This window comes from Pseudoxanthomonas sp., from assembly GCF_051953815.1.
In the GTDB taxonomy this organism is placed as follows: domain Bacteria; phylum Pseudomonadota; class Gammaproteobacteria; order Xanthomonadales; family Xanthomonadaceae; genus Pseudoxanthomonas_A.
In genome coordinates this window covers 63,501-82,312 of record NZ_JBQCIJ010000037.1, presented here as the reverse complement: position 1 = coordinate 82,312, position 18,812 = coordinate 63,501, and the positions used below count along the sequence as shown (strand labels likewise).

The 18,812-nt window shown below is 68.1% G+C and carries 18 protein-coding genes; 12 read left to right on the top strand and 6 right to left on the bottom strand.

Annotation, left to right across the window (positions count from 1 at the left end; all coding sequences use genetic code 11):
* The first annotated feature begins 41 nt into the window (after positions 1–41).
* The 8 genes from ACTHN1_RS10960 (at position 42) to ACTHN1_RS10925 (ending at position 8,916) form a co-directional block, all read left to right on the top strand.
* On the top strand, positions 42–2,213 hold the full coding sequence (locus ACTHN1_RS10960; RefSeq protein WP_440470981.1) for a S46 family peptidase: 2,172 nt from the start codon (positions 42–44) through the stop codon (positions 2,211–2,213).
* 125 nt (positions 2,214–2,338) lie between these two features.
* Positions 2,339–2,983: a histidine phosphatase family protein gene (locus ACTHN1_RS10955; RefSeq protein WP_440470980.1), complete on the top strand. Its 645-nt coding sequence runs from the start codon at positions 2,339–2,341 to the stop codon at positions 2,981–2,983.
* A gap of 22 nt (positions 2,984–3,005) precedes the next feature.
* The gene (locus tag ACTHN1_RS10950) at positions 3,006–3,584 is read left to right on the top strand and encodes a hypothetical protein (protein ID WP_440470979.1); all 579 of its coding nucleotides are present in this window, start codon (positions 3,006–3,008) and stop codon (positions 3,582–3,584) included.
* A gap of 2 nt (positions 3,585–3,586) precedes the next feature.
* Complete coding sequence (folC, locus tag ACTHN1_RS10945) at positions 3,587–4,861, top strand: bifunctional tetrahydrofolate synthase/dihydrofolate synthase (protein ID WP_440470978.1); 1,275 nt, start codon at positions 3,587–3,589, stop codon at positions 4,859–4,861.
* 64 nt (positions 4,862–4,925) lie between these two features.
* Positions 4,926–5,927 carry an SPOR domain-containing protein gene (locus tag ACTHN1_RS10940; RefSeq protein ID WP_440470977.1) on the top strand — a complete coding sequence of 334 codons (1,002 nt, stop codon included), beginning with the start codon at positions 4,926–4,928 and terminating at the stop codon, positions 5,925–5,927.
* A 16-nt stretch (positions 5,928–5,943) separates the two neighbouring features.
* A complete protein-coding gene (locus ACTHN1_RS10935; RefSeq protein ID WP_440470976.1) occupies positions 5,944–6,531 on the top strand; it encodes a CvpA family protein in 588 nt (195 codons plus the stop codon).
* Between the two features lie 21 nt (positions 6,532–6,552).
* Complete coding sequence (gene purF, locus ACTHN1_RS10930; protein ID WP_440470975.1) at positions 6,553–8,022, top strand: amidophosphoribosyltransferase; 1,470 nt, start codon at positions 6,553–6,555, stop codon at positions 8,020–8,022.
* A gap of 75 nt (positions 8,023–8,097) precedes the next feature.
* Positions 8,098–8,916: a ferritin-like domain-containing protein gene (locus ACTHN1_RS10925; protein WP_440470974.1), complete on the top strand. Its 819-nt coding sequence runs from the start codon at positions 8,098–8,100 to the stop codon at positions 8,914–8,916.
* Between the two features lie 38 nt (positions 8,917–8,954).
* Here ACTHN1_RS10925 and lpxH read toward each other — a convergent pair whose 3' ends face one another.
* The gene (gene lpxH, locus ACTHN1_RS10920; RefSeq protein ID WP_440470973.1) at positions 8,955–9,704 is read right to left on the bottom strand and encodes a UDP-2,3-diacylglucosamine diphosphatase; all 750 of its coding nucleotides are present in this window, start codon (positions 9,702–9,704) and stop codon (positions 8,955–8,957) included.
* Between the two features lie 189 nt (positions 9,705–9,893).
* Between lpxH and gltX the strand changes: the two genes are divergently transcribed.
* Both gltX and ACTHN1_RS10910 read left to right on the top strand, forming a co-directional pair.
* Complete coding sequence (gltX, locus tag ACTHN1_RS10915) at positions 9,894–11,300, top strand: glutamate--tRNA ligase (protein ID WP_440470972.1); 1,407 nt, start codon at positions 9,894–9,896, stop codon at positions 11,298–11,300.
* Positions 11,301–11,313: 13 nt separating this feature from the next.
* Complete coding sequence (locus ACTHN1_RS10910; RefSeq protein ID WP_440470971.1) at positions 11,314–11,814, top strand: transcriptional repressor; 501 nt, start codon at positions 11,314–11,316, stop codon at positions 11,812–11,814.
* Between the two features lie 136 nt (positions 11,815–11,950).
* Here ACTHN1_RS10910 and ACTHN1_RS10905 read toward each other — a convergent pair whose 3' ends face one another.
* From ACTHN1_RS10905 to ACTHN1_RS10895, 3 genes are all read right to left on the bottom strand, one after another.
* Positions 11,951–13,171, bottom strand: coding sequence for an MFS transporter (locus tag ACTHN1_RS10905; protein ID WP_440470970.1), 1,221 nt, complete (start codon positions 13,169–13,171; stop codon positions 11,951–11,953).
* Complete coding sequence (locus ACTHN1_RS10900; RefSeq protein ID WP_440470969.1) at positions 13,168–13,605, bottom strand: MarR family winged helix-turn-helix transcriptional regulator; 438 nt, start codon at positions 13,603–13,605, stop codon at positions 13,168–13,170. Before ACTHN1_RS10900 ends, ACTHN1_RS10905 begins: the two co-directional genes overlap by 4 nt.
* A 152-nt stretch (positions 13,606–13,757) precedes the next feature.
* Positions 13,758–15,932, bottom strand: a complete 2,175-nt coding sequence (locus ACTHN1_RS10895; RefSeq protein WP_440470968.1) for a TonB-dependent receptor — start codon at positions 15,930–15,932, stop codon at positions 13,758–13,760.
* A 96-nt stretch (positions 15,933–16,028) separates the two neighbouring features.
* Between ACTHN1_RS10895 and ACTHN1_RS10890 the strand changes: the two genes are divergently transcribed.
* Together ACTHN1_RS10890 and ACTHN1_RS10885 are read left to right on the top strand one after the other, a co-directional pair.
* Positions 16,029–16,436, top strand: a complete 408-nt coding sequence (locus tag ACTHN1_RS10890; RefSeq protein ID WP_440470967.1) for a MerC domain-containing protein — start codon at positions 16,029–16,031, stop codon at positions 16,434–16,436.
* Between the two features lie 112 nt (positions 16,437–16,548).
* The gene (locus tag ACTHN1_RS10885; protein ID WP_440470966.1) at positions 16,549–16,725 is read left to right on the top strand and encodes a 30S ribosomal protein THX; all 177 of its coding nucleotides are present in this window, start codon (positions 16,549–16,551) and stop codon (positions 16,723–16,725) included.
* 119 nt (positions 16,726–16,844) lie between these two features.
* Here the strand turns inward: ACTHN1_RS10885 and ACTHN1_RS10880 are convergent, their stop codons facing one another.
* Both ACTHN1_RS10880 and hutI read right to left on the bottom strand, forming a co-directional pair.
* On the bottom strand, positions 16,845–17,477 hold the full coding sequence (locus tag ACTHN1_RS10880; RefSeq protein WP_440470965.1) for a LysE family translocator: 633 nt from the start codon (positions 17,475–17,477) through the stop codon (positions 16,845–16,847).
* A gap of 76 nt (positions 17,478–17,553) precedes the next feature.
* A complete protein-coding gene (gene hutI, locus ACTHN1_RS10875; protein WP_440470964.1) occupies positions 17,554–18,786 on the bottom strand; it encodes an imidazolonepropionase in 1,233 nt (410 codons plus the stop codon).
* Between the last annotated feature and the right edge of the window lie 26 nt (positions 18,787–18,812).

Sequence of the window (18,812 nt, the reverse complement as noted above, 5' to 3'; positions counted from 1 at the left end):
CCGTTACAATCTAACGTTCATTTTTCCGAGGGGATGTACCCATGCGCCTTAACCTGCTTGCTGCTTCACTCGCCGTGGCCTGCCTCGCGCCGTCCGGCCTCGCCCATGCCGGAGAGGGCATGTGGGTGCCGCAGCAGCTGCCGGAGATCGCCGGTCCGCTGAAGAAGGCCGGCCTCAAGCTGTCGCCGGAACAGTTGTCCAACCTGACCGGCGACCCGATGGGCGCGGTGGTCGCGCTGGGTGGCTGCACCGCCAGCTTCGTCTCGCCGCAGGGCCTGGTGGTGACCAACCACCATTGCGCGTATGGCGCCATCCAGCTCAATTCGACCGCCGAGAAGAACCTGATCAAGGACGGGTTCAACGCCCCGACCCTGGCCGATGAAGTCAGCGCCGGCCCGAACGCGCGCGTCTATGTGCTGGACGACATCCAGGACGTCACCGCCGAAGCGAAGGCCGCGATCGCCGCCGCCGGCAACGATCCGCTGGCGCGCACCCAGGCGCTGGAAGCGTTCGACAAGAAACTGGTCGCCGACTGCGAAGCCGAAGCCGGTTTCCGCTGCCGCCTGTACAGCTTCTCCGGTGGCAACACCTATCGCCTGTTCAAGAACCTGGAAATCAAGGACGTGCGCTTGGCGTACGCGCCTCCGGGCAGCGTCGGCAAGTTCGGCGGCGACATCGACAACTGGATGTGGCCGCGCCATACCGGCGACTTCTCGTTCTACCGCGCTTACGTGGGCAAGGACGGCAAGCCGGCCGCGTTCTCCAAGGACAACGTGCCCTACCAGCCCAGGCATTGGCTGAAGTTCGCCGACCAGCCGCTGGGCGCGGGCGACTTCGTGATGGTGGCCGGTTATCCGGGTTCCACCAACCGTTACGCCCTGGCCACCGAGTTCGACAACACCGCCAGCTGGACCTATCCGACCGTCGCGCGCCATTACAAGGCGCTGATCGAGATGGTCAAGGCGGCCGGCAAGACCAATCCGGACATCGCGGTGAAGTACGCCAGCAGCATGGCCGGCTGGAACAACACCAGCAAGAATTTCGAAGGCCAGCTGGAAGGCTTCAAGCGCATCGACGCCGCCGGCCAGAAGCACGCCGAGGAATCCGCGGTGCTCAACTGGCTCAAGGGCCAGGGCGGCAAGGGCAAGGCGGCGCTGGACGCGCACGCCCGGTTGGTGGCGCTGGCCGAGCAGGCCAAGACCACGCGCGATCGCGATCTGGTGGTCGGCCAGTTCGGCAACAGCGGCGTGATCGGCGTGGCCACCACGCTGTATCGCCTGTCGATCGAGAACGAAAAGCCCAACACCGGGCGTGAAGCCGGTTATCAGGAACGCGATCTGCCCGGCATCGAAGGTTCGATGAAGCAGATGGAACGCCGCTACGTGCCGGCGATGGATCGGCAGATCCAGCAGTACTGGCTCAACGAGTACGTCAAGCTGCCGGCGGCCCAGCACGTGGCCGCGGTCGACGCCTGGCTGGGTGGCAACGACGCCGCCGCGGTCAATCGCGCGCTGGACAAGCTGGCCGGCACGCAGCTGGGCAACACCGAGGAACGCCTGAAGTGGCTGAAGGCCGATCGCAAGGCGTTCGAAGCCAGCAACGATCCGGCCATCCAGTACGCGGTGGCGGTGATGCCGACCCTGTTGAAGCTGGAACAGGAGCGCAAGACCCGCATGGGCGAATCGCTGGTCGCGCGCCCGGTGTTCCTGCAGGCGCTGGCCGACTACAAGAAGAGCCAGGGCGAGTTCGTGTATCCGGACGCCAACCTCTCGCTGCGCATCACCTTCGGCAACGTGATGGGCTACGAGCCCAAGGACGGCGTGGCCTACACCCCGTTCACCACCTTGGAAGGCGTGGTCGCCAAGGAAACCGGGCAGGATCCGTTCGATTCGCCGAAGGCGCTGCTCGATGCGGTCAAGGCCAAGCGCTACGGCGGCCTGGAAGACAAGCGCATCGGTTCGGTGCCGGTGAACTACCTGTCGGATCTCGACATCACCGGCGGCAACTCCGGCTCGCCGGTGCTGGACGCGAACGGCAAGCTGGTCGGCCTGGCCTTCGACGGCAATTGGGAATCGGTCAGCTCCAACTGGGTGTTCGATCCCAAGATGACCCGCATGATCGCGGTGGATGGCCGCTACCTGCGCTGGATCATGCAGGAGGTCTATCCGGCGCCGCAGCTGCTGAAGGAAATGAACGTTCCGGCGGCGAAGTAAGCGGTCGGCAAATGGTCTGACCCACCGAAAAAGGGCGGAACCGGGCAACGGGAGCGGTATGATCCGCTCCCGTTGCCGTTTCCGGGGTTGGAAACGGCGCTTCCCCCAGCCGGAATCCCCCACGCATGCGCATCCTGCTTGCCCGCCATGGCGAAACGCCGTGGAACGCCGAAGGCCGCTACCAGGGCCAGATCGACATTCCCCTCTCGCCCATCGGCGAATCACAGGCGCAGGCGCTGGGCCAGCGGTTGCAGGAACTTCCGATTACCCGCGCGGTGGCTTCGCCGTTGACCCGTGCAGCGACGACGGCGCGCTTCGCGCTGGGCCCGTCGCGCGCCGACATGCTGACCACTGACGAGGATCTGCAGGAAATCGCCCACGGCGAGTGGGAAGGCCTGCTGGCCAGCGAAATCCACGAGAAGGATCCGGCCCGTCTGCAAGCCTGGCGCGAAGAACCCGACACCGTGCTGATGCCGGGCGGAGAATCGCTGCGGCAGGTGCTGGATCGCTCCTGGCGCGGGCTGGTGCGCGCGACCGAGGGACTGGGCGATGGCGACACCCTGCTGGTGGTCGCCCACGACGCGGTCAACCGGGTCATCCTGTGCCGCATCCTCGGCCTGCCCATCGCCAAGCTGTGGACCTTCCGCCAGGCGCCGACCACGCTCAACCTGCTGGAAGGACCGGATGTGGAGCGGCTGGAAGTGGTGCGCCTGAACGACTGCGCGCACCACACGCCGTTCTTCGGCGAAGCCAAGCACCGCGCGCTGTAACCGCGTCGCGCGGGCATCCGGCATGGGCTGGAAGCAGACCGTGTTCGGCAGCGAACGGCCGGCCCGCGAACAATGGGTCGGCACGCTGGTGGCGCTGGCGGTTCTGGCGCTGGTGATGACGGGCATGTTCGTGGACTTCGCGCCGGCACCGGTGTTGCGGGGCGTCCACATGGCGGTGATCTTCCTGATCGTGGGCGTGATCGAAACCGCGCTGCTGTTCGCGCATGCCAGCCGCAAGGGGCGCATGGGCACACTGGTCGACAAGGGGTTCCTGAAGTTCCTGTTCCTGCTGGTGGCGATTCCCTGCATGCTCGGCTTCGTTTCCTGGTTGATCGCCATCAAGACGCTGCCGTGGAGCATCACCCGCGTGTTCGGCAGCGAAGTGCGCGAAAGCCACGTGATGGCAACCCGTTACACCCGCAGCCGGCGCGCCTGCGACTACCGGTTGTCCGGTGGCCCGATGGAAGGCGCGTTTCCTTCCTACCTGTGCATCCGCGAAGCGTTCTACCATCGCCACCCGGACCAGCAGGTCGAAGTGGTGCTGGCCGGCCGGCGAACCGTGCTGGGTTTCAGCATCCAGCATGTCTACTCCCAGGAATGATCATGGCGTCCCTCCCGCAAACCCTCGACGACTGGCTGGCCTACATCGAGCAACAGCATCCGAAGTCCATCGACATGGGCCTGGAACGCGTGCGCGCGGTGGCGGACGCGCTCGGACTGGGGCGGCCTGCCAGCCAGGTCATCACCGTCGGCGGCACCAACGGCAAGGGTTCGACGGTCGCCTTCATCGAAGCGATCGGCCGCGCGGCCGGCTGGCGGGTGGCGGCGTACACCTCGCCGCACCTGCTGCGCTACAACGAGCGCGTGCGCATCGACGGCGACGACGCCGGCGATGAACAACTGATCGCCGCCTTCGCGGTGGTCGAACAGGCGCGCGGCGACGTCCCGCTGACCTATTTCGAATTCGGAACACTGGCGGCGCTGTGGCTGTTCCAGCAGGCGCAGCTGGATCTGGCGGTGCTGGAAGTGGGGCTGGGCGGCCGCCTGGACGCGGTCAACCTGGTGGATCCGGACGTCGCGGTGATCACCACCGTCGACATCGATCATGTCGACTGGCTGGGCCCGGATCGCGAGAGCATCGGCCAGGAGAAGGCCGGCATCGCGCGTGCGTGGAAGCCGCTGGTGCTGGGCGAGATCGATTCGCCATCCAGCGTGCTCCGTCACGCCTACGCGATTGGCGCCAACGCGCTGCGGCTGGGCAGCGACTTCTTCCAGGAAGCCATCGACGAACATCGCTGGCGCTGGCGCGAAGTCGGCGCCGAACTCGAACTGCCGAATCCGCCGCTGGCCGCGCCGGTCCAGCGCAACAACGCCGCCGCCGCGATCGCCGCGCTGCGCGCGCTGGAGACGCCACCGCCGGATACCGCCTTCGCCGAGGGCATCGCCGCGGCGCGGCTGCCGGGACGGTTGCAACTGCTGGTCCGCGACGGCGTGGACATCGTGGTCGACGTCGGCCACAACCCGCAGGCCGCGCGCGAACTGGCGGCCTGGCTGCGCGCGCAGCCGCCCGCGCCGACGCAACTGGTGTACGCGGCGCTGGCGGACAAGGACGCGGCCGGCGTGGTCGCCGCGTTCGACGGCCTGGACGTGCGCTGGCACCTGGCCGGACTGGAGCCGGATACGCCGCGGGGGCAGGACGTGGCGGCGCTGGCCGGACGGCTCGCCGATACCGGTGCGGCGTCCGGCCAACCGCACGCCACGGTCGCCGACGCGCTGGCCTCGGCGCGCGGCGAGGCGACGAAGGGTTCGCGCATCCTGGTGTTTGGCTCCTTCCACACCGCCGCCGAAGCACTGCGCGCCCTGCGTTCATCCGAATGACGGGAAGCCCGGAACGGGCACCGTATAATCGCGGCATTCTCGCCGCGGCGTAGCGTGGGTTCTGATGGATACTGCTCTGAAACAGCGTCTGATCGGCGCGATCGTCCTGGTCGCGCTGGCGGTCATCTTCCTGCCGATGCTGGTCAAGGGACCGGCGCCCGACAGCGGCGTCTCGGATGTGCCGCTGAAGGTGCCCGACGCCCCCGAAGGGCAGTACGAAACCCGTGAATTGCCGCTGGTCACGCCGGACGGCGCGCCCGCCACCGGCGCGGTCGGCTTGCCGGCCGCCACGCCGGCGGCCTCTCCCGATGCCGCGGCGCCGGCCGACGCCGGCCTGATGCCTGCGGCCACCGGCGGCGGCAACTATGCGGTGAGTTTCGGCGCCTACGCCACCGCCGCCGACGCCGACGCGGTCATCGCCCGCCTGAAGCAGGGCGGTCTGCCCGGCTACCGCGAAGCCGCGACCATCAATGGCCGCAGCGCCTACCGCGTGCGCATCGGACCCTATCCGGATCGCGCCATCGCCGAATCCCGGCGCTTGGACGCGGTGAAGATCCGCAGCGACGTGAAGGCCCAGGTGGTGGTGCTCGATGCCGCCGCCGAAACCACCGCGTCCCCGGCCGCCGCCGCCACGCCTTCCGTGGCCCAGGCCGCCGCGCCGTCCCCGACGGTCACCACCCAGGCGCTGCCCCCGGAACCGGCGAAACCCGCGCCGGCCAAGCCCGTGCCGGCGCCGGCCACGACCGCCGCGGCGACACCGCCCAAGCCCGCGACCGCGCCGGCGGAGAAGCCGGCCGCCAAGCCCGAACCGCCGAAGACGGCGGCCAGCAGCGTCGGCTTCGCCGTGCAGTTGGGCGCGTTCTCCAAGGCCGAAGAGGCCAACGCCCTGCGCGACAAGGTGCGTGCGGCCGGCTTCAGCGCGTTCGTCGAGCAGGTCCGCACCGACAAGGGCACCCTCAGCCGGGTGCGGGTGGGGCCGGTGGCCAGCCGCGCCGACGCCGATCAGCTGAAGGCGCAGGTGGCGGCCAAGTTCGGCATCAGCGGCATGGTCCGTCCGCATCCCTGACGCCTGACGGATGCCGATGATCGACCTCGTGCTGGCCGCCGTCATCGGCGCGTCGGCGCTGTTCGGCCTGCTGCGCGGCTTCATCGGCGCATTGGCCTCGCTGCTGGCCTGGCTGCTGGCCGGCTGGGTGGCATTCCACTACGGCGCGGAAGTCGCGGGCATCCTCGCCGAAGGCGGCACGCCGGGCGCCACCGAGCTGTTCGGCGGCTACGCGCTGAGTTTCATCGCGGTGATGATCGTGGTCGGCCTGATCGGCTGGCTGGTCCGCCTGCTGGTGAAGGCGATCGGTCTCTCGACGCTGGATCGGATGCTGGGACTGGCGCTGGGGCTGGCGCGCGGCGCGCTGGTGGCCTGCATTCTGGTCCTGCTCGCCGGCTTCACCGATCTGCCGCGCGAGCCGTCCTGGGCGCAGTCAAGGCTGGTGCCGGTGCTGCTGCCGGGCGCGCGGTGGCTGAGCCGCTGGCTGCCGGAATGGACCGTATCGGAACTGGATTTGGGCTTCGGCCCTCCGGCAGGCGATAATGGCGTCCTTCCCGCCTTGCCTCCGCCGCTGGACGAAACCGGCGCGCAGCAAGCTCCAGATTCCCCGCCAGCTTCGAACTGATCGAACCGGAGAGCGTCATCCATGTGCGGTATCGTCGGCATCGTCGGCCACCAGAATGTTGCCGGCCAGCTCTATGACGGGCTGACCGTCCTCCAGCACCGAGGGCAGGACGCCGCCGGCATCGCCACCGCCGACGGCACGCGCCTGCGCGTGCACAAGGACAACGGCCTGGTCCGCGACGTGTTCAACGCCAAGGCGATGAGCGTGCTGGAAGGCCGCGTGGGCATCGCCCACTGCCGCTATCCGACCGCCGGCTCCGAGGGCATGGACGAGGCGCAGCCGTTCTACGTCAATTCGCCCTACGGCATCGCGCTTGCGCACAACGGCAACCTGATCAACACCGAGGCGCTGCGCCAGGAAGTGTTCGCCCAGGATCGCCGCAACATCAACACCGAGTCCGACAGCGAAGTGCTGCTGAACGTGTTCGCGCACGAACTGGACCTGCAGCGCACCCTGTCGCCGGAAACGGCCATCCGCGCGGTCGCCGGCGTGCATCGCCGCGTGCGCGGCGGCTATGCCGTGGTCAGCGTGGTGCTGGGCCTGGGCCTGGTGGCGTTCCGCGATCCCAACGGCATCCGTCCGCTGGTGCTGGGCAAGCGCGAGCACAACGAGGGCGTCGAATACATCGTGGCCTCCGAATCGGCCGCGCTGGACATCCTCGGTTTCCAGCGCGTGCGCGACGTGCTGCCGGGCGAGGCGCTGGTGATCACCGCGCGCGGCGAGCTGTTCTCCGAAATCTGCGCCGAGCCGAAGCAGCACGCGCCGTGCATCTTCGAATACGTCTATTTCGCCCGTCCCGATTCGATGATCGACAACGTGTCGGTGCACAAGGCGCGCATGCGCATGGGCGTGAAGCTGGGCGAGAAGATCCTGCGCCTGCGCCCGGATCACGACATCGACACCATCATCCCGATTCCGGACACCTCGCGCGACGCCGCGCTGGAAATTTCCAACGTGCTGGGCGTGAAGTACCGCGAGGGGTTCATCAAGAACCGTTATGTCGGCCGTACCTTCATCATGCCGGGCCAGAGCGAGCGGGTGAAATCGGTGCGCCGCAAGCTCAACCCGATCCACCTGGAATTCCGCAACCGGGTGGTGCTGCTGGTCGACGACTCGATCGTGCGCGGCACCACCTCGCAGCAGATCGTGCAGATGGCGCGCGATGCGGGCGCGCGCAAGGTCTACCTGGCCTCGGCCGCGCCGCCGGTGCGCCACCCGAACATCTACGGCATCGACATGCCGGCGGTGGACGAACTGGTCGCGCACGATCGCAGCGTCGAGGAAATCGAGAAGCTGCTGGGCTGCGACTGGCTGGTCTACCAGGATCTGGAAGATCTGGAAGCGGCGGTGCGCGAAGGCAATCCGCAGCTGACCCGGTTCGATTCGTCCTGCTTCGATGGCGAATACGTCACCGGCATCGAGCCCGGCTACTTCGAGCGCATCCAGCAGGCCCGCTCTGACGAGGCCAAGCGCAAGCGCCGGGTGTCTTGAGGGCGGGGATTGGGGATCAGGGATTCGGGATTGGCGAAAGCTGAGGCCGGATTGCCTGAAACCGCCACACTTGTCATGAGCGCATTGCCGGGCAATCTGTTCGAGGCCGCGCGCATCTGCCTGGATGCCGCGATGGTCGACGACAAGGTCGCGCTGACCCAGCGATACGCCGATGCCTTCCGGCGCGGTGAACTCGCGCTTCCGGCGGAAGCGCCGGCGCCCGCGCCCATCCGCATGCCGGGCCGTCCCCCGCGACCGACGCTGGTGCATCCGCGCGAGCTGCCACGCCGCGGCCTCGGCAATCCGCAGGGCAGGGCGGCCTTCATTCACGCCATCGCCCATATCGAACTCAATGCCATCGACCTGGCCTGGGACGCGGTGTACCGCTTCCGCGGACTGCCGGAGGCGTTCTATGCCGACTGGGTGAACGTGGCGGACGATGAATCACGGCATTTCGTGCTGCTGCGGGATCGCCTGCGCGAGTACGGCCACGAGTACGGCGATTTCGACGCCCACAACGGCCTGTGGGAAATGACCGAGAAAACCGCGCACGATGGCCTGGCGCGGATGGCGCTGGTGCCGCGCGTGCTGGAAGCGCGAGGTCTGGACGTCACTCCCGGCATGATCGTCAAGCTGCGCGAGCTGGGTGACGACGCCACCGCCGACATCCTGGAAATCATCCTGCGCGAGGAAGTCGCCCACGTCGCCGCCGGATCCCGCTGGTACCGCTGGTACTGCGAGCGCGCGGGCATCGAACCGCGCCAGCGTTTCCGCGAATTGCTGAAAGCGTACGCGGGCGGTTACCTGCACGGTCCGTTCAACCTGCAGGCGCGCCTGCTGGCCGGTTTCGACGAGGACGAACTGCTCGCGCTGCAGGCCGAAGCGCCGCGCTGAGCCAGCGCCTTGGGCGCGACGGCGCGGGTTGCGGCGCGTCAGGCGGAGAAGGGCAGGGATTCCAGGGTCACGCCGGTCGCATCCACCCGCAGCACCGAACCCTGCTCGTACCAGTCGCCCAGCACGATGCGCCGGCAGGCGCGTCCATCGAGGTCGAATTCGTGGACGGCGGGACGGTGGGTGTGGCCATGGATCAGCGTGTCCACGCCGAAGCGGCGCAGGCTGGCATCCACGGTGGCCGGGGTCACGTCGGTGACGGTTTCAAACTGCGTGCGATCGGCCTGGATCATGCCCTGCTGGCGGGCCTGGCTGGCCGCGCGGGCCTGGGCGGCGAACGCCAGGCGGGCCGCCAGTGGCTGGCCCAGGAACTGCTGCTGCCAGGCGGGATCGCGGGTCTGCGCGCGGAACTGCTGGTAGGCGACATCGTCGGTGCACAGCAGATCGCCATGCATCAGCAGGACAGGACGTCCGTACAGCGTCACCACCGCCGGGTCCGGCAGGATGCGCATGCCGGCGCGCCGGGCGAAGGCGTCGCCGACCAGGAAATCGCGGTTGCCGCGGATGAAGTACACCGGCACGCCCAGCTCGACCACTTCGCGGATGCGATCGGCCACATAGGCGCCGGTCTCCGAAGGATCGTCATCACCCACCCAGGCCTCGAACAGATCGCCCAGGATGTAGACCGCCTCGGCCTCACGGCCCTCGCGATGCATGAAGGCGCCGAACAGCTCGGTGATGGCCGGGCGCTCGGCGTCCAGGTGCAGGTCGGAGATGAAGAGCGTGGTCATGCGGGAATGATACGGCCCGGAGGGAGAGTTCGGGATTGATGATCGGGGGACAGGCTGTTTCCCCGAGGAAACCGAAGGCCACGGCGTTGGCTTCCTGACGATCGCGCGGCGCTGCTCCGATCCCCAATCCCGAATCCCCCATCCCGGCCTTCAGGTAAAATCGCCCCATTCAGTTTGCCGAGTCCGTCCATGACCTGCCGTACCCGTTTCGCCCCCAGTCCCACTGGCTACCTGCACATCGGCGGCGCGCGCACCGCGCTGTATTGCTGGCTGGAAGCGCGGCATCGTGGCGGCGACTTCATCCTGCGCATCGAGGACACCGATCGCGAGCGCAGCACCCAGGCCGCCATCGACGCGATCCTGGAAGCGATGGACTGGCTGGGCCTGGACTACGACGAGGGCCCGATCTACCAGACCCACCGCATCGAGCGCTATCGCCAGGTTGCCGAGCAACTGGTGGCCGATGGCAAGGCGTACTACGCCTACGAGAGCAAGGAAGAACTCGACGCCATGCGCGAGGCGGCGATGGCCGCCCAGCAGAAGCCACGCTACGACGGTCGCGCGCGGGATCTGAACCTGCCGTATCGCGAGGATCCCAACCGGGTGATCCGCTTCAAGAACCCCACCGAAGGCAGCGTGGTGTTCGACGACCGCATCAAGGGCCGCATCGAGATCAGCAACAGCGAGCTCGACGACATGGTGATCTTCCGGCCGGACGGTTTCCCCACCTACAACTTCGCGGTGGTGGTCGACGACTGGGACATGCGCATCACCGACGTCATCCGCGGCGATGACCACATCAACAACACCCCGCGCCAGATCAACATCTACGAAGCGCTGGGCGTGCCGGTGCCGAAGTTCGCCCACATGCCGATGATCCTGGACGAGCAGGGCGCCAAGCTGTCCAAGCGCACCGGCGCGGCCGACGTGATGCAGTACAAGGACGCCGGCTACCTGCCGCATGCGCTGATCAACTACCTGGCGCGGCTGGGCTGGTCGCACGGCGACCAGGAGATCTTCAGCCGCCGGGAACTGATCGATCTGTTCTCGGTGGAGGACGTCAACTCCAAGGCCGCGCGCCTGGACATGGCCAAGTTGGGCTGGGTCAACCAGCACTACCTGAAGTCGGACGAGCCGGAGAGCATCGCGCCGCACCTGGCATACCAGCTGCGCAAGCTGGGCCTGGATGTCGACCAGGGTCCGCGCCCGGCCGACGTGGTGGTGGCGATGCGCGACCGTGTGCAGACCCTGAAGGAAATGGCCGAACGCGCCGCCGTCTGGTATCTGCCGCTGGAGAGCTACGACGAAGCCGCGGTCGCCAAGCATCTGGTGCCGGCCGCGCATGCGCCGCTGGCCAAGGCGCGCGAGCTGCTGGCGCAGGCCGCGGAATGGACCGTGGAATCGGTATCCGCCGCGCTGCACGACACCGCCGCCGCGCTGGAAATCGGCATGGGCAAGGTCGCCCAGCCGATGCGGGTGGCGATCACCGGCACCCAGGTCAGCCCGGACATATCCCAGACGGTCTATCTGGCCGGGCGCGAGCAGGCCTTGAAACGCATCGACGCAGCGCTTATCAAGACAGGCGGAGCAGCCTGAAACGAGGGACCCCATGCCCAGGACGCACAGTTGTACGGATCCGAAGCACCACGTCAGCGACGCGCGCGGTTTCGTGCGCGCGGTCGAGCACGCCTGCCAGGAACGCGGCCTGCGGCTGACCCCGATCCGTGCGCGCGTGCTTGAGCTCATCGCCGATGCCGGCAAGCCGGTGAAGGCGTATGAGCTGCTGGACTGGGTGCGCGCGACCAAGGGCGTGGGCGCGGATGCGCCGCCCACGGTGTACCGCGCGCTGGATTTCCTGATGGCGAACGGATTCGTCCACAAACTGGAATCGGTCAACGCCTTCGTCGCCTGCCATCACCCCAACAGCGCGCAGCACTCGGTGCCGTTCCTGATCTGCGATCGCTGCCACAGCGCGGTGGAGCTGGAGGATCGCGAGGTGGTCGGCCAACTGGAACAGCGCGCCAAGGCGCTGGGTTTCCAGCCGCAGGCGCAGACCCTGGAAGTGCACGGCCTGTGCGCCCGCTGCGCGGACGCCGCAAGCGCGGATTGAACGGGAAGCTGTAGGAGCGACGTCAGTCGCGACCTGAAATTGCGGCTACCCGGAACCTTGATTTCCAATGCGGCGTCAACGCGACTCCGGGCGATGGCGGTCGCGGCTTACGCCGCTTCTACAGGCGCATGAAGCATCAGGCCGTCGCCAGCTTGAGGCGCGGGGCGGCTTCCCGGATCGGCAGGTTGGCCGCGGCCGCCAGCAGCGCCAGCGCCATGTCGCCGTACCACATCAGCGAATAGTCGCCGAAGCGTTCCATCACCACGCCGCCCAGCCAGGCGCCGAAGAAGCCGCCCAACTGGTGCGACAGCAGGGTCAGGCCGAACAGGGTGCCCAGGTAGCGCGGGCCGAACAGCTTGCCGACCAAACCGGCGGTCGGCGGAACGGTCGCCAGCCAGGTGAAGCCGAGCGCGGCGGCGAACACATAGAAAGTCAGCGGCGTTGGTGGCGACACCAGATAGATCGCGATCATCAGCGCGCGGCTGGCATACATCACCGCGAGGATCCATTTCATCCGGTAGCGCTGGCCCAGCGCGCCCGCCGCGAGGCTGCCGGCGACGTTGAACAGGCCGATCAGCGCGATGGACGCGGCGGAGACGCTGGCCGGCAAGCCGCACAGCGCGATTTCGCCGGGCAGGTGGGTGACCAGGAAGGCGATGTGGACGCCGCAGGTGAAGAAACCCAGGTGCAGCATCCAGTAGCTGCGATCCCGCAGCGCGATGCGCAACTGCCCACCCAGCGAGATCTCGCTCGCCACGGCGGTCGCGGCGGCGTCGGAAGCGACCGCCGGGCGCCGGCGCAGCGGCCACGCCAGCGGAATCGCGACCAGCGAAGCCAGCGCCAGGCCATACATCGCGGTGGCCCAGCCTGCGACGCTGATCATCATCTGCACCAGCGGCGCGAACACGAACTGCCCCATCGAACCGCCGGCGTTGATGAAACCGGCGGCGAAGGAGCGCTTTTCCGGGGCCATCTGCTGTGCGGTGGCGCCGATGAGAATCGAGAAACTGCCTGCTCCCGCGCCCGCCGCGGTCAGCAGGCCGAGTGTGAACATCAGGCCCCACTGGGACTTCATCCAGGGGGTGAGCGCCAGGCCGACGGCCAGCAATACCGCGCCCAATACCAGTACCCCGGTCGAACCGCGCTTGTCGGCGATCGCGCCGAACACCGGTTGCACCGCGCCCCAGGTGAACTGGCCGACCGCCAGCGCGAAGCTGATCGCGGCGATGCCGACGCCGGTGCTTTCGTGGATCGGCGCGACGAACAGGCCGGTGGTCTGGCGCGCGCCCATCGTGACCATCAAGGTCGCGGCGGCGGCCAGCAGCAATGCCCAGGGCATGCGCGAGGTCGTGGTCATTCGGCGGTCTCCGGCATGTGCAGGCGTTCGGTGAGGGTTTCCAGATCGGCATGCAGGCGGGCGACGGCGTCGCTGCCGAAGGCTTCGTCGATGAACCGTTGCGCGCGCCGCCAGTGTGGGCGCGCCGCTTCCAGCCGCGCGCGGCCGGCGTCGCCCAGCTGCAACAGGCGCTGGCGTGCATCCTCGCCACGCGTTTCGACCAGCAGGCCGGCGGCCAGCAGCGGCTTGAGGTTGCGGGTGAGGGTGGTGCGGTCCATGCCGAGTTCGTCGGCCAGGCTGCCCAGGGTGCGCGGCGATTCGCCGGCCCGGCGCAGGATGCTGTACTGGTTCAGGCTCAGATCCACCGCGGCCAGTTCGTGGTCATAGATCTGGGTGACCCGGCGGGTCGCCCGGCGCAGGTGGAAACAGGTGCAGGGACTGCGGAACGTGGACATGGGAGACGCGCGCCGGAGCGGGGAGATGATTATATGTGTATATACACATATATCAACCCGCCAGGGGCCGCACCGGAGCGGGAACCGGGGCCGGAAAAAAAAACGGCCATCCTCGCGGATGGCCGTTCTTCACGCGGGCGGAGAGAAGCCCGTCAGAAGTAGGCGCGGACGCCGAACGCGACGCCGCGGCCCGGTAGCGGCGAGAAGTCGCGCAGCAGCGAGGTATGCGGGCGCGCTTCCTGGTCGGTGAGGTTGCTGCCGTCCAGGAACACCTCCCAGCTCGTCTCCGGACGTTCCCAGCGGTAGGCCAGGTGGGCGTCGACCAGCGTATAACCCGGGCTGGGTTCCTCGTTGCGGGCGACGTCATCCTGCTTCGCGTAACGGACCGCGCCGACCGACGCGCGCCAACCACCCAGCGACCAGTCGAGATCCGCGCCGACGCGGGTCGGGGCGATGCGCGGCAGGTTGCCGCCCTGGGCCAGGTCCACCGCGTAGTGGTGCGAGTGGTCGCCGTGCGGAACGTCGAACTGCACGCTGCGCGTTCCACTGCCGTCGAGCTCGGCGCGCACGGTGTCGCCGAACAGGCGCAGATTCCACGCGCCCGCCGCATCGGAATCGACCAGCTTGATGCGCGCCTCGGCTTCCACACCCTTGAACTTCGCATCCTGCTGCGTCCACAGGCGCACCGGCAGGCCTTCCTCGATACCGGTGTCGGCGAGGTAGATGAAGTCCTTGAAGTCGGTCTGGTAGACGGCCAGCTTGAACTCGACCCGGTCGGTGTGCGCGTGCAGGCCGATTTCCGCACGGCGGCTGCGTTCCTTGTCGAGATTGGCATCGCCGATTTCCACCGATTGGGTGGCGACATGGGTGCCGGCGGCGAACAGTTCCTCGTTGGTCGGCGCACGCTCGGCGCTGTCCAGCCCGAAGCGCAGATCGAACACCGGATTGATGCGCCAGATCGCCGCGCCGGACAGACTGGTCACGTTGAAGTCGCGCTTCGCGTGGCCTTCCGGATCCAGCTTGACCTGATCATGGCGGCCACCCAGTTCCAGTTTCCAGGGACCGAAATCCTTCTCCTGCACCACGAACGCACCCAACGTATCGGTGAGGGTGCCGGGGACGAAGGCTTCCTCGCCGATCGCGCCGAAATCGCTGCGGCCGTATTGCAGGCCGAACGCGCCGCGCCAACCGGCGAGTTCCTTCTGCACGGCTTCGATGCGGAGTTCGCGGCCGCGATTGGTGAAGCGGGTGGCGGGCTGGCCGCCCTCCAGTTCGACGTGCTCGTAATCGTTGTACGCGCCGCGCAGGTTGATGGCCTGCAGGAACGAGAAGGGATCGTAGACACCGGCCTTCACGTCGACGCGGTTCTGCACCATGTCGATGCGGACCTGGCCTTCCTCCTTGTGCGCTTCCTCTTCCTCGCCTTCGTGTCCATGGCCGTCGTCATGCACGTGCGCACCGGCGGGAATGCCGTAGTTGTTGCGGTAGGTGCTGGCGGCCAGGCCGAAGTAGGCCTTCTCGCCGAGCCAGGTGGCGCCGACCGCGCCGGCGCGCGTGCGCACCGAACTGTTGGGCAGCGTGCCCTTGGGCTGGGCTTCCTCGTGCGCGTGATCCTCATCGCCCTCGTCATGGTGTTCGAGGATGGCGTAGCCGGGGATGTCGTAGTCGTCGGTGTTGCGGACCAGTCCGTCCACATGCAGCACCCAGTTGCCGTTGACCCCATCCAGCCGGAACATGCCGCTGCGCTCGTCGTTGACCGTGTTGCCGCGCACTTCCACCCGGCCGCTGAGGGGATCCTCGGGCAGCGCGTCGGGCAGGCGGCCATCAACCACGTTGACCGCGCCGCCGATCGCGCCGCTGCCGAACAGCAGGGTCGCCGGTCCCTTCAGCACCTCGATCTGGTCGGCGAGAAACGGTTCGATGGTCACCGCGTGGTCGGCGCTGACCGTGGAGGCGTCCATCGAGCCGATGCCGCCGGACAGCACCTGCACGCGCGGGCCTTCCTGTCCGCGGATGATCGGACGCCCCACGCCGGGGCCGAAGAACGTGGTCTGTACGCCTGGCAACTTGGAAACGGTGTCTCCCAGCGTCGCCGACTTGCTGCGGTCCAGTTCCTCGCCGACCAGCACGTCCACCGGCTTGGCCAGCGACTCGGCGCTGCCCCTGAGCGGCGAAGCGGTCACCACCACGGCATCCAGGTCGCGCGGTTGCCGCGAGGTGTCCGCGTCGGCGTCGGCGGCCACGACCGCGCCGGCGGGCGCGAGGACGGCAAGGGCCAGGGCGCTGGCGAGCAGGTGGCGACGGGGCAGGGAACGGGATGGCTTCATGGGGGAGGCGGTCCGGTGTGAGTGGAAGGGGCTTGACGAATGTTATAATATACCAATATCGAAAAGGCACCCCTCCCGGAAGTCATACTTGCCGCCATGAACGAACGTTTCCGCCGCCTGCTGGACCGCTTTGGCGCCACCGGTTCCATGATCTGCGCCATCCACTGCGCGCTCACCCCGTTCCTGCTCGCGGCGATCCCGTCGCTGGGCCTGTCGGCGTGGCTGGGCGACGGGTTCGAGCGTGCGTTCGTGGTGTTCGTGACCGTGCTGGGCTTGTTCAGCCTGCTCTGGGGCTATCGTCGCCATCGCGCGTTCCGGGCGCTCGGACTGCTGGTCATCGGCCTGCTCACGCTGTGGGCAGGCGTGCTGTATCCGCCGCTGCACGAGCCGGTGGTGGTCCACGCGATCGTCATGACCCTGGGCGGCACCCTGGTCGGATTGGCCCATCTGGTGAACCTGCGGCTGAACCACTGGCACATCCACGACGCCAGCTGCGCGCACTGAGACACGCGGGCCAAGGCTTTCAGGCGCCGCTGTGATAGGCTTTGCGCCCTCGCGCACGGCCCCACCGGGCTGTTCCGCCAGCGCGGCAATTCAATGAATCAGGAGAACGACGATGGGCAAGGGTGACCGCAAGACCGCCAAGGGCAAGCGCTACGTGTCCAGCTATGGCAACGCGCGCAAGAGCACCGTGGCCAAGGCTGGCGTCGCCGCCACCGCGACCGCCAAGAAGACCGTGGTGAAGGCCCCGGCCAAGAAGGCCGTGGCCAAAAAGGCCGTCGCCAAGGCGTAAGCCTCCCGCGCCGGGTCCATGGATCCCGGCCGCAGGAACAGAAAACCCCGGCTCGCGCCGGGGTTTTTCTTTGCGCCCGTCTCGACGCCGGGACGAGGGCGCATCACCCCCAGGCTCACTCAGCGCCGGCTTTCGACCAGCATGCGCGCGGCCAGACCGGCCAGGACCGTACCCATCAGCCAGCGCTGCGCGACCTGCCACAACGGGCGCTGCCCCAGAAACAGCGCCATCGAGCCGGCCATCAGGACGATCAGCGCGTTGACGCTGACGCTGATCGAGATCTGCGTGAACCCCAGCAGCAGCGACTGCGTGAGCACGCTGCCGTGCGCCGGCGCGATGAATTGCGGCAGCAGCGACAGATACATCACCGCGACTTTCGGATTGAGCAGGGTGGTGGCGAACCCCATCGCGAACAATTTGCGCGGGCCGTCCGTGGGGAGATCACGGACCTGGAACGGCGAGCGCCCGCCCGGCCGGATGGCCTGCCACGCGAGATGGAGCAGGTACAGCGCTCCGCCGACACGCAGGGCGTCGTAGGCGTAGGGGACCGCCATCATCAGCGCGGTGATGCCGAAGGCCGCGCACAGGACGTAGAACACGAATCCGAGCGCGACTCCGCCCAGCGAGACGAGGCCCGCCATCCGTCCCTGCGAGATCGAGCGGGACACGAGGTAGATCATGTTCGGTCCTGGCGTCAGCACCATGCCCAGGCAGATGAGGGCGAATGCGATCAGGTTGGACGGTTCCGGCACGGGAGTGATTCCAGGAAAGAAAAGCGCGGCGTTCGCAGGGAGGGATGCCGATGCTCGATGAGCAGGCACAGGATCTTCAGCGCACCCGCCGCCCACCCGCGTAGACGCCCGCCACCAGTTCGCCGCCCAACCAGTAGCTCAGCTGCGCCGGCTGGGCGATGTTCCAGAGCACGAAATCCGCGCGCCGTCCCACCGCCAGGCTGCCGCGATCGGCCAGTCCCAACGCGCGCGCGCCCTGCACGGTGGCGCCGCGCAGCGCCTCCTCCGGGGTCAGGCGGAAATGCGTGCAGGCCAGCGACATCGCCAGTCGCAGCGATTGCAGCGGCGCGGTGCCGGGGTTGCAGTCGGTGGCGACCGCCATCGGCACGCCATGGGCGCGGAACGCGTCCAGCGGCGGCAGCCTGGTCTCGCGCAGCACGTGGAAGGCGCCGGGCAGCAAGACCGCCACGGTGCCGTGCTCGGCCATCGCGCGGACGCTGTCCTCGGAGGTGTATTCGACATGGTCCGCGGACAGGCCATCGAACTCGGCGACCAGCGCCGCGCCGTGCCCGTCGCTGAGCTGATCCGCATGCAGCTTGACCGGCAGGCCGAGCGCGCGCGCCGCCTCGAACACCCGGCGCGTCTGCGCGGCATCGAAGGCGATGCGCTCGCAGAACGCATCCACCGCGTCGACCAGTCCTTCCGCATGCAGTTGCGGCAGCCAGTCGCAGACCGCGTCGATGTAGGCGTGTGCGCGCCCGCTGTACTCCGGCGGCAGCGCGTGCGCGCCGAGGAAGGTGGTGCGCACGGTGATGCCCAGCTGCTCGCCGATCCGGCGCGCGACCCGCAGCATCTTGCGTTCGTTGGCGAGATCGAGGCCGTAGCCGGACTTGATCTCCAGCGTGGTCACGCCATCGGCGAGCAGCGCGCGCGCGCGCGGCAGCGACTGCGCGAGCAGCTCGTCCTCGCTGGCGTCGCGGGTGGCGCGCACGGTCGAGACGATGCCGCCGCCGGCCCGCGCGATGTCCTCATAGCTGACGCCCTGCAGGCGCTGTTCGAATTCGCCGGCGCGATCGCCGGCGAACACCGTATGCGTGTGGCTGTCGATCAGGCCGGGCGTGATCCATAGGCCTTCGGCAACGGTCGATGGGCGCGCGTCGTCCGGAGCGTGTCGTTCCCAGTCGGCGCGGCTGCCGACAAAATCCAGCACGCCGTCATGCCAGGCCAGTACGCCGTGCTCGATGACGCCGTAGCCGGCATCGCCATCCAGGGTGATCAGGTTCGCGTCCAGCAGGACGCCGTCGGAAGCAGGCAGGGACGAGGCGGTCATGCGGCCATTCTAGAACGCCACGGTGC

Bases quoted from the DNA above. Each gene is read 5' to 3' on its own strand.
- ACTHN1_RS10960 (WP_440470981.1), top strand. From the start codon at position 42: ATGCGCCTTAACCTGCTTGCTGCTTCACTCGCCGTGGCCTGCCTCGCG.
- ACTHN1_RS10955 (WP_440470980.1), top strand. From the start codon at position 2,339: ATGCGCATCCTGCTTGCCCGCCATGGCGAAACGCCGTGGAACGCCGAA.
- ACTHN1_RS10950 (WP_440470979.1), top strand. From the start codon at position 3,006: ATGGGCTGGAAGCAGACCGTGTTCGGCAGCGAACGGCCGGCCCGCGAA.
- folC (WP_440470978.1), top strand. From the start codon at position 3,587: ATGGCGTCCCTCCCGCAAACCCTCGACGACTGGCTGGCCTACATCGAG.
- ACTHN1_RS10940 (WP_440470977.1), top strand. From the start codon at position 4,926: ATGGATACTGCTCTGAAACAGCGTCTGATCGGCGCGATCGTCCTGGTC.
- ACTHN1_RS10935 (WP_440470976.1), top strand. From the start codon at position 5,944: ATGATCGACCTCGTGCTGGCCGCCGTCATCGGCGCGTCGGCGCTGTTC.
- purF (WP_440470975.1), top strand. From the start codon at position 6,553: ATGTGCGGTATCGTCGGCATCGTCGGCCACCAGAATGTTGCCGGCCAG.
- ACTHN1_RS10925 (WP_440470974.1), top strand. From the start codon at position 8,098: ATGAGCGCATTGCCGGGCAATCTGTTCGAGGCCGCGCGCATCTGCCTG.
- lpxH (WP_440470973.1), bottom strand. From the start codon at position 9,704: ATGACCACGCTCTTCATCTCCGACCTGCACCTGGACGCCGAGCGCCCG.
- gltX (WP_440470972.1), top strand. From the start codon at position 9,894: ATGACCTGCCGTACCCGTTTCGCCCCCAGTCCCACTGGCTACCTGCAC.
- ACTHN1_RS10910 (WP_440470971.1), top strand. From the start codon at position 11,314: ATGCCCAGGACGCACAGTTGTACGGATCCGAAGCACCACGTCAGCGAC.
- ACTHN1_RS10905 (WP_440470970.1), bottom strand. From the start codon at position 13,171: ATGACCACGACCTCGCGCATGCCCTGGGCATTGCTGCTGGCCGCCGCC.
- ACTHN1_RS10900 (WP_440470969.1), bottom strand. From the start codon at position 13,605: ATGTCCACGTTCCGCAGTCCCTGCACCTGTTTCCACCTGCGCCGGGCG.
- ACTHN1_RS10895 (WP_440470968.1), bottom strand. From the start codon at position 15,932: ATGAAGCCATCCCGTTCCCTGCCCCGTCGCCACCTGCTCGCCAGCGCC.
- ACTHN1_RS10890 (WP_440470967.1), top strand. From the start codon at position 16,029: ATGAACGAACGTTTCCGCCGCCTGCTGGACCGCTTTGGCGCCACCGGT.
- ACTHN1_RS10885 (WP_440470966.1), top strand. From the start codon at position 16,549: ATGGGCAAGGGTGACCGCAAGACCGCCAAGGGCAAGCGCTACGTGTCC.
- hutI (WP_440470964.1), bottom strand. From the start codon at position 18,786: ATGACCGCCTCGTCCCTGCCTGCTTCCGACGGCGTCCTGCTGGACGCG.